Raw genomic sequence first — 7662 nt, forward strand, 5'->3', positions numbered from 1 at the left:
TAGAAGCGGTCTCATTTGATCCTTCGCGGAGTCTCATTCGATTTTGCGCGCTACAACCCCCACCGTGGTCGATCTGCGCAACATCTACCCGCCCGAGGACCTGGTGCGCCGCGGCTTCACCTATGTCGGCATCGGCCGGGGCAGCAAGGCGCCGAGGGGCTGAGCGCTGGGCGGAGGACCACCCGCCACGCCCCGGGACCGACGGGCGGCGAGGTGGGTGGAGCTGGCCCGCATCCGGCGAGGTGGAGGACCTTCATGCGCGGGTGCGGCCGGGAAAATTCCGGGTCTGTCGTTCGGACCGTGCAGTATGTGCGGGATATGTGCCTGGTGGAGCCGAGGGGATTTGAACCCCTGACCTCTGCAGTGCGATTGCAGCGCTCTCCCAACTGAGCTACGGCCCCAAGCCTTCAGGCCGCGCCTTGTACGTTCGCCGCCCGCCCCCTGTCAAGGCGGCGCGACGCGGTTGCGCACCGGCCTGTGAATCAGGGTTGCCGCAACGCAGCGGCACCATTAAGCATCTTGACGGATGGCGCTTTGGCGGCTGATCCGGTCCGGTTGCGAAACCGGACCGATCCGTCAGTTTCCACCTCTTCCGTGAGCGCCCGCGCCGTGCTCCCGACCCTGTTTCGAGGCTGCCGATGTATTCGATTCTCTGGCTGTTCGACACGCTGATCACGCTCTACGTCTGGATTCTCATCGCTTCGGCCATCCTGTCCTGGCTGGTGGCCTTCAACGTGGTCAACCCACACAATCAAATCGTGCGCAGCATCGGCGAATTCCTCTGGCGCGTGACCGAGCCCGCGCTGGCGCCGCTCCGGCGCATCCTGCCCAATCTCGGCGGGATCGACATCTCGCCGGTGATCCTGATCATCCTGCTCTATTTCGTCCGCAACCTGGTGTTCGAGCTCGTCGCCGGGGCGTGACCGGCCCGTCCGCGGTGCCCGGTCCCGCCCCGCCCTGGACTCTCGCCGCCGACAGCGTGACCGTGACGGTGCGCGCCACCCCGCGCGGCGGGCGCGACGCCATTGAGGGGATCGTCGCCCTCGGCGACGGACGCCGCGCCCTCAAGGCGCGGGTCAGCGCCGCCGCCGAGGACGGCAAGGCCAATGCGGCGCTCGCCAGGCTGCTGGCCAAGGCCGCCGGCATCGCCCCCTCCCGCGTCGCGCTGGTTTCCGGCGCCACCGGCCGCACCAAGAGCTTCCGGCTGGAGGGCGACCCGCAGGACATCGCGGCGCGTCTCGCCACCCTCGCCGGCGCGGCGGCACCGTCGCAATAGCCGGTCCGGCATTGGAGGGGTTGGCAGGAGGGGGGCGCCTCAGGCGTTCCAGCCGAAGGCCAGCTTCTCCAGCGCGCGCCCGCCGAAGGTCTCGGTGGAGCGGGCGACGCCGAGCCCGCCCATGGCGCGGTAGAAGCCCAGCGCCGGCTCGTTGGCCGCCAGCGCCCACACCGCCAGCCCGTCGAAGCCGGCACTGGCGAGTTCCTTGCGCGCATCGCCGAACAGGCGGCGGCCGAAGCCGAGCCCCTGATATTCCGGCCTGAGATAGAGTTCGTAGATCTCGCCTTCGAAGGGCAGCCCGCGCGCGCGGTTGCGCCCGACATTGGCGTAGCCCGCCACCGCCTCGCCGAAGGTCAGCACGACGACCCGCGAGCCGCGCTTGAGCGCCGTCTGCCACCAGGCGGGGCCGCGCCGCAGGATCATCTTTTCCAGCTCGGCACCGGGAATGAGGCCGCGATAGGCAAACCGCCATGCCGAATCATGGATATCGGCAATGTCGCCTGCATCGGCCGGCCGAGCCCGGCGTGTCTCGACGAGAAGCGTGCTCATGGCCTGATGGGAGCAAATGCGACCCGCGGGATCAAGAGCTTTCCGCGCCGACAGCACGATCGTTCCACCGGGGCGTGGCGCGAACGCCACGCTGTCCTTGGGGCGTGCGTCGCCGCACGCCCGCGCGAGCGGGGACCGGAGGATCATGCGCGCCCGCAACGGGCCACGCCGCAGGCGGCGCCGATCGTCCGCCGCCGTGGAGCCGACGCCTAAAATGCGGGCCGGGGCGTCAGACGCCCTCGGTCTCCTTGCGGCGCTCCTCGCGCTTGCGCTCGTTCGGGTCGAGGAAGCGCTTGCGGATGCGGATCGACTTCGGCGTCACCTCGACCAGCTCGTCGTCCTGGATCCAGGCCAGCGAGCGCTCCAGCGTCATGCGGATCGGCGGGGTCAGGCGCACCGCCTCGTCCTTCGAGGTGGTGCGGATATTGGTGAGCTTCTTGCCCTTGAGCACGTTCACCTCGAGGTCGTTCTCGCGGTTGTGCTCGCCCACGATCATGCCCTGATAGACCTTCCAGCCGGGCTCGATCATCATCGGGCCGCGGTCTTCGAGGTTCCACAGCGCATAGGCCACCGCCTCGCCGGCCTCGTTGGAGATCAGCACGCCGTTGCGGCGGCCGGGAATCTCGCCGCGATGCGGCTGATAGGCGTGGAACAGCCGGTTCATGATGGCGGTGCCGCGGGTGTCGGTCATCAGCTCGCCCTGATAGCCGATCAGGCCACGGGTGGGCGCGTAGAACACCAGGCGCTGGCGGCTGCCGCCGGAAGGCTTCATCTCCACCATTTCGGCGCGGCGCTCGCTCATCTTCTGCACCACGACGCCGGAATATTCCTCGTCGACGTCGATCAGCACTTCCTCGACCGGCTCAAGGATCTCGCCGGTCGCCTCGTCCTTGGAGAACACCACACGCGGGCGCGAGACGGCGATCTCGAAGCCCTCGCGGCGCATGGTCTCGATCAGCACGGAAAGCTGGAGTTCGCCGCGTCCGGAGACGAAGAACGAATCCTTGTCGCTGGATTCCTCGATCTTCAGCGCCACATTGCCTTCCGCCTCGCGCAGCAGGCGGTCGCGGATGACGCGGCTGGTCACCTTGTCGCCCTCGGTGCCGGCGAGCGGCGAATCGTTGACGATGAAGGACATGGTGACGGTCGGCGGGTCGATCGGCTGCGCCTTCAGCGGCTCGGTCACCTCGAGCGCGCAGAAGGTGTCGGCCACCGTGCCCTTGGAGAGGCCGGCGATAGCGATGATATCGCCCTGCACGCCTTCCTCGATCGGCTGGCGCTCGATGCCGCGGAAGGCGAGGATCTTGGAGACGCGGCCCTGCTCGACCAGCGAGCCGTCCTGCGCGAGAACCTTGATCGACTGGTTCGGCTTGATCGAGCCCGAGGTGATGCGCCCGGTGATCATGCGGCCGAGGAAGGGGTTGGCTTCCAGCAGCGTGCCGATCATGGTGAAGGGGCCGTCATCGACGGTCGGCTCGGGCACATGCTTGAGCACCAGGTCGAACAGCGGCGCCATGCCCTGGTCCTGCGGGCCCTCCGGGCTCTCGGCCATCCAGCCATTGCGGCCGGAGCCGTAGAGAATGGGGAAGTCGAGCTGCTCGTCGCTGGCATCGAGCGCCGCGAACAGGTCGAACACCTCGTTGATGACCTCCTGCGCGCGGGCGTCCTGGCGGTCGACCTTGTTGATCGCCACGATCGGGCGCAGGCCCACCTTCAGCGCCTTGCCGACCACGAACTTGGTCTGCGGCATCGGGCCCTCGGCGGCGTCGACCAGCACGATGGCGCCGTCCACCATGTTGAGGATGCGCTCCACCTCGCCGCCGAAATCGGCATGGCCAGGGGTGTCGACGATGTTGATCCGGGTATCCTTCCAGACCACCGAGGTGGCCTTGGCGAGGATGGTGATGCCGCGCTCCTTTTCGAGATCGTTCGAATCCATCACACGCTCGGCGACGCGCTGGTTCTCGCGGTAGGAACCGGACTGCTTGAGCAGTTCGTCCACCAGCGTGGTCTTGCCGTGGTCGACGTGGGCGATGATGGCGATGTTGCGCAGCTTCATATGAAAACACCAAAAAGCGGGCCCGAAGGGCTTCGGACCCGCGTGAATTTTGCGGCGCACTATACTCACAACGCCCGCGAGATCAACGCCGGATGGCCGCCGAGCCCGCCGAAGGCGCGAAAAACCGCCTATTGGTCGCGGCGCAGCTCCCACAGACGGCGAATCTGCGCCGGCTTAAGGATCGCGCCGTCGCCGGTGCGCAGCCAGGCCACTTCGCGATTGGCCGGCGACTGGGTCATGGCAAAGGCGACGGCGTCCTCGACCGAGCCGAATTCATAGGATTCCGGCCATTTGTCGGGGGCATCGACAGTGTGGGACGGCGGCCAGTACTGCAGCCGGACGGGTTCGTGATCGGGAGTCATGAACCTTGCTCCTCGGCGCGCGCCAGTGAAACACGCCGCGCCCGCGCGCGCTTCGACAGGGCACGGTGTTTATCCGAACGCGCCGCCGGGCCAAAGGTTCCCAACCCCGGCGAAAGTGCCGCGCCGGGCCTTGAACCCTTGAATGGTCAGGTATTCCAGCCCACCTTGGACAGGTCGAGGACGCAAGGAGTGGGGCAATGGTTCAGCACAATGGCAAGCCGGGCAGCCCGGACTACACCGAGTCCGAGGTCGATGAGAGCGTGGAGGAAAGCTTCCCCGCCAGCGATCCGCCGGCCTTCAGCGGCATCACCGGAGACGTGCCGCCCTCCGATGGCGGCAAGCCGGCCGGAACCCAGGAGAACGCGCCGACCGAGCGGGAGGTCGACGAGGCGCTGGAAGACACGTTCCCCGCCAGCGACCCGCCCGCCCTCGGTGGCGTCACCGGCGATGTTCCCCCCTCCGATGGCGGGGTGCCGGGCGGCACGCAGGTCATCCCGCCCAGCGAGGCGGAGATCGACGAGGCGCTGGACGAGAGTTTTCCCGCCAGCGACCCGCCGGCCTTCACCGGCGTCACCGGCGTCAGGGAAGGCGACTGAGCGACCCGACGGCCTCCTCTGCGCCGGTTACGCCCTCCGTCACCCCATCCGTCACCCAACATGGCGCGGGGGCGCCGGGCGCTTGGCCCACGGGCCGAAGCGCGCATCGGGCTGGGCGGCGCGCAGCATCATCATCTCGCCGACATTCTCCGGCGACAGCAGGCCGACCAGCCGCCCACCCGCATCCACCACCCCGATCACCGGCGCGCCGCGCTGGGTGATCAGCGCCAGCGCGCGGTCGAGCGGGGTGCGCGTGCCCACGGTCGGCACATCGGCCTGCATCGCCTCCAGCACCGAGGCGCCGGGGCCCTGCGCCTGCAGCGCCCGGATCATCGCGTCGCGGGTCAGCACGCCGCGCAGATGCACCGCCCCGTCGACGATGGGGAACTCCTTCTGCGTGGTGCGGATCAGCGCCTCCGCCGCGTCGCCCACGCTCGCGGTCGACCCCAGCGTCTCGAACTGGGTGATCATCGCGTCTTCCACCAGCAGCCCCTGCGCCACCTGCTTCATCTGCACCTGCCCGGCCTCGCCGGAGGCGGCGAGGAAGACGAAGACGGCGATGATGATCAGCATCGGGTTGCCGAAGATGCCGAGCACGCCGAGGCCGATGGCGAGGCCCTGGCCGATCGAGGCGGCGGTCTGCGTGGCCTGCGCGTGGCTCATCTTCATGGCGAGCAGCGCCCGCAGCACGCGGCCGCCATCCATCGGGAAGGCGGGAATGAGGTTGAACACCACGAGGAAGATGTTGGCCGCCGCCAGCTTCGCCAGCAGGCTCACCTGCGGGTTCTCGATGTTCTCGATATGCTCGACGCCGACATGGCCGCCGAGAAACACCAGCAGCACCGCGGCGATGACGACATTGACCGCCGGGCCGGCAATGGCGACGACCAGTTCCTCCGACGGCTTCTCCGGGATGCGCTCCAGCCGGGCGATGCCGCCGAACGGCCACAGCGTCACCTCCGGCGTCTTCACCCCGTAGCGCCGCGCCGCGAAGATGTGGCCGAACTCGTGCAGCAGCACGCACAGGAACAGCAGCGCCACGAAGGCGACGCCCTCCCACGCCGCGCCCGCCCCGCCGCGCTGGTAATAGGCGACCCAGATCCAGGCCAGGAACAGCAGGAAGGTGACGTGGATGCGCACCGCGGTGCCGTAGACATATCCGACGGTAAGCGACCAGGGCATGGGATTCTCCTAAAGCTGCATGGCGCTACCATAGCGACACCGCCGCCGCATGACAGCGCAAGAGCACGCAGGGCTGCCCGCCGGCTTTCGAGGAACCACCGCCGCGCCTTCGGGTTTTCCAGGAGAACCCGAGGAGACATCCCATGGACGACAAGACCACCGGGCAGGCCGCCGATCAGGTCTGGAAGATGATGGAAGACATCCGCACCTGCATGCTGGTGACCAGGCAGGGCGCCACCCTGCGCGGCCGCCCGATGCACGCCTTCCCCTCCCGCGAGGAGGGCTGCGTCTGGTTCCTCACCGACCGGCGCGGCCATGCCGATGACGAACTCGCCCGCGACCCGCAGGGCGCGCTGACTTTCGCCAAGGATTCCGCCAGGGATTTCCTGTCGGTGTCGGGCGAATGCGAGGTGCTCGACGACCGCGCCAGGATCGACGCCTTGTGGAACGAGGCCGCCCGCGCCTTCTGGCCGGAGGGCAAGGGCGACCCGAACATAAGGGTGCTGCGCTTCCTTCCCGCCGACGCCGAATATTGGGACGGCACGTCGAGTTCCGTCCTGATCACGCTCAAAATGGCCGCCGCCCGCCTCACCGGCGAACGCGCCGACCTCGGCGACAACCGCAAGGTGCCGCTGGACTGAGGCGAGAGGTAATAAAAGGCCTTTACTTATACAATCTTTACGAGAAAATTCCCTGTGTTTGCCACCAGGGAATGCATCATGAAAGTGGAAAACTGGATCGAGATTGGCGCGGTGGTGGTTACGCTAACTGGCGTGGCCCTGTCGGCAATTTTTTCATTCTGGAGCTACGAAGAAGCAAACAGGACGCGAATGATCGCTCAGACTCTCGAACAGCGAAAATTCGAGACTGACACGTCAATGAAAATGCTCGAAGCGGCAGTGAGCAAGATCAGCGCGACGATGGCCGATCCTTCTCCGGACGACGATGCGGCGGAGAGAATTTGGCGAACAAGGAAGGCCGAGAATGCAGCGTTAGACAGAGCCCAGTGCATATTCATTGGTACTCTTATCGCCGCCGAGAAAGATACGCTGCCTCCGACGTCAGAAGAGAAAGGTGCGTCAGCACCGCCATATTACGTTCTCCGGTTCGCTGAGGCCATTAGCTTTGCTAGGGCATGGTCACCCGACTGCCTCAACCATGCGAGCCAAGCGTCCGGTGGCGTATTCCGTCTTGTTGATCAACAGGGGCCGGATAAGCCTGCTCCAGCAGAGACGTCATTACCGCCCGCGTCGACTCTGCAGGCCTCGTGGCAGGCGATCATTGCCAGCTACAACGCAACACAATCCATGTGCGACCGCTTCGCAAAAAAAGACGTCGTTTATTTTTCGACGAAGCTATCAGAGAAATACAAAGGTCGGAATGTCCGCGTAAGCAAAGCACCGAACAACCTGTATGTGGTCAGCGTCGATGCAGGTGATGACCGAGCGCTGGCGGATTCGCTCGTCTCCGCAATCCGTAATGCGGCACCTGCCGACGGCACCGGCAAGGATGCCTTTGTCGGCAAGTCTCTTGGGTGGACAGACGCTGCCGACTGTCCGAAGAATGCCACAGTAAACTAGGCTCAGGACCTGTTAATTCTGTTTGAGATGTGATTCACGGTCTCCGAGAAGGAGGCCT

General features: G+C 66.4%; 9 protein-coding genes and 1 tRNA gene. 5 read left to right on the top strand and 5 right to left on the bottom strand.

Translation table 11 applies throughout. The features are described 5' to 3' along the window. Positions 1-325: 325 nt before the first annotated feature. A tRNA-Ala gene (locus KHC23_RS23135) sits at positions 326-401 on the bottom strand. Between the two features lie 237 nt (positions 402-638). Here KHC23_RS23135 and KHC23_RS23140 point away from each other — a divergent pair. Next, positions 639-923, top strand: a complete 285-nt coding sequence (locus tag KHC23_RS23140) for a YggT family protein (protein WP_213376072.1) — start codon at positions 639-641, stop codon at positions 921-923. Beyond that, positions 920-1276 (top strand): DUF167 family protein, encoded by a 357-nt coding sequence (locus tag KHC23_RS23145; protein WP_271188736.1) that lies wholly within the window; start codon positions 920-922, stop codon positions 1274-1276. Before KHC23_RS23140 ends, KHC23_RS23145 begins: the two co-directional genes overlap by 4 nt. A 39-nt stretch (positions 1277-1315) precedes the next feature. Here KHC23_RS23145 and KHC23_RS23150 read toward each other — a convergent pair whose 3' ends face one another. The 3 genes from KHC23_RS23150 to KHC23_RS23160 all read right to left on the bottom strand — a co-directional run bounded on the left by KHC23_RS23150 (position 1316) and on the right by KHC23_RS23160 (position 4246). Further along, a complete protein-coding gene (locus KHC23_RS23150; RefSeq protein ID WP_213376073.1) occupies positions 1316-1825 on the bottom strand; it encodes a GNAT family N-acetyltransferase in 510 nt (169 codons plus the stop codon). 229 nt (positions 1826-2054) lie between these two features. Next, the gene (gene typA / locus KHC23_RS23155; RefSeq protein ID WP_213376074.1) at positions 2055-3884 is read right to left on the bottom strand and encodes a translational GTPase TypA; all 1830 of its coding nucleotides are present in this window, start codon (positions 3882-3884) and stop codon (positions 2055-2057) included. Between the two features lie 128 nt (positions 3885-4012). Beyond that, positions 4013-4246: a hypothetical protein gene (locus KHC23_RS23160; RefSeq protein WP_213376075.1), complete on the bottom strand. Its 234-nt coding sequence runs from the start codon at positions 4244-4246 to the stop codon at positions 4013-4015. A gap of 197 nt (positions 4247-4443) precedes the next feature. On the opposite strand from KHC23_RS23160, the gene KHC23_RS23165 reads away from it, so the two are divergent. Continuing rightward, a complete protein-coding gene (locus tag KHC23_RS23165; protein ID WP_246544903.1) occupies positions 4444-4842 on the top strand; it encodes a hypothetical protein in 399 nt (132 codons plus the stop codon). A gap of 51 nt (positions 4843-4893) precedes the next feature. Here the strand turns inward: KHC23_RS23165 and KHC23_RS23170 are convergent, their stop codons facing one another. Further along, a complete protein-coding gene (locus KHC23_RS23170) occupies positions 4894-6024 on the bottom strand; it encodes a site-2 protease family protein (RefSeq protein WP_213376076.1) in 1131 nt (376 codons plus the stop codon). 143 nt (positions 6025-6167) lie between these two features. Between KHC23_RS23170 and KHC23_RS23175 the strand changes: the two genes are divergently transcribed. Both KHC23_RS23175 and KHC23_RS23180 read left to right on the top strand, forming a co-directional pair. Beyond that, positions 6168-6665, top strand: a complete 498-nt coding sequence (locus tag KHC23_RS23175) for a pyridoxamine 5'-phosphate oxidase family protein (protein WP_213376077.1) — start codon at positions 6168-6170, stop codon at positions 6663-6665. Positions 6666-6743: 78 nt separating this feature from the next. Continuing rightward, a complete protein-coding gene (locus tag KHC23_RS23180; protein WP_213376078.1) occupies positions 6744-7604 on the top strand; it encodes a hypothetical protein in 861 nt (286 codons plus the stop codon). The last annotated feature ends 58 nt before the right edge of the window (positions 7605-7662 follow it).

This window comes from Ancylobacter dichloromethanicus, from assembly GCF_018390645.1.
Lineage (GTDB): Bacteria > Pseudomonadota > Alphaproteobacteria > Rhizobiales > Xanthobacteraceae > Ancylobacter > Ancylobacter dichloromethanicus.

Coding starts and splice junctions, on each gene's coding strand:
- KHC23_RS23140 (WP_213376072.1), top strand. CDS start 639: ATGTATTCGATTCTCTGGCTGTTCGACACGCTGATCACGCTCTACGTC.
- KHC23_RS23150 (WP_213376073.1), bottom strand. CDS start 1,825: ATGAGCACGCTTCTCGTCGAGACACGCCGGGCTCGGCCGGCCGATGCA.
- typA (WP_213376074.1), bottom strand. CDS start 3,884: ATGAAGCTGCGCAACATCGCCATCATCGCCCACGTCGACCACGGCAAG.
- KHC23_RS23160 (WP_213376075.1), bottom strand. CDS start 4,246: ATGACTCCCGATCACGAACCCGTCCGGCTGCAGTACTGGCCGCCGTCC.
- KHC23_RS23165 (WP_246544903.1), top strand. CDS start 4,444: ATGGTTCAGCACAATGGCAAGCCGGGCAGCCCGGACTACACCGAGTCC.
- KHC23_RS23170 (WP_213376076.1), bottom strand. CDS start 6,024: ATGCCCTGGTCGCTTACCGTCGGATATGTCTACGGCACCGCGGTGCGC.
- KHC23_RS23175 (WP_213376077.1), top strand. CDS start 6,168: ATGGACGACAAGACCACCGGGCAGGCCGCCGATCAGGTCTGGAAGATG.
- KHC23_RS23180 (WP_213376078.1), top strand. CDS start 6,744: ATGAAAGTGGAAAACTGGATCGAGATTGGCGCGGTGGTGGTTACGCTA.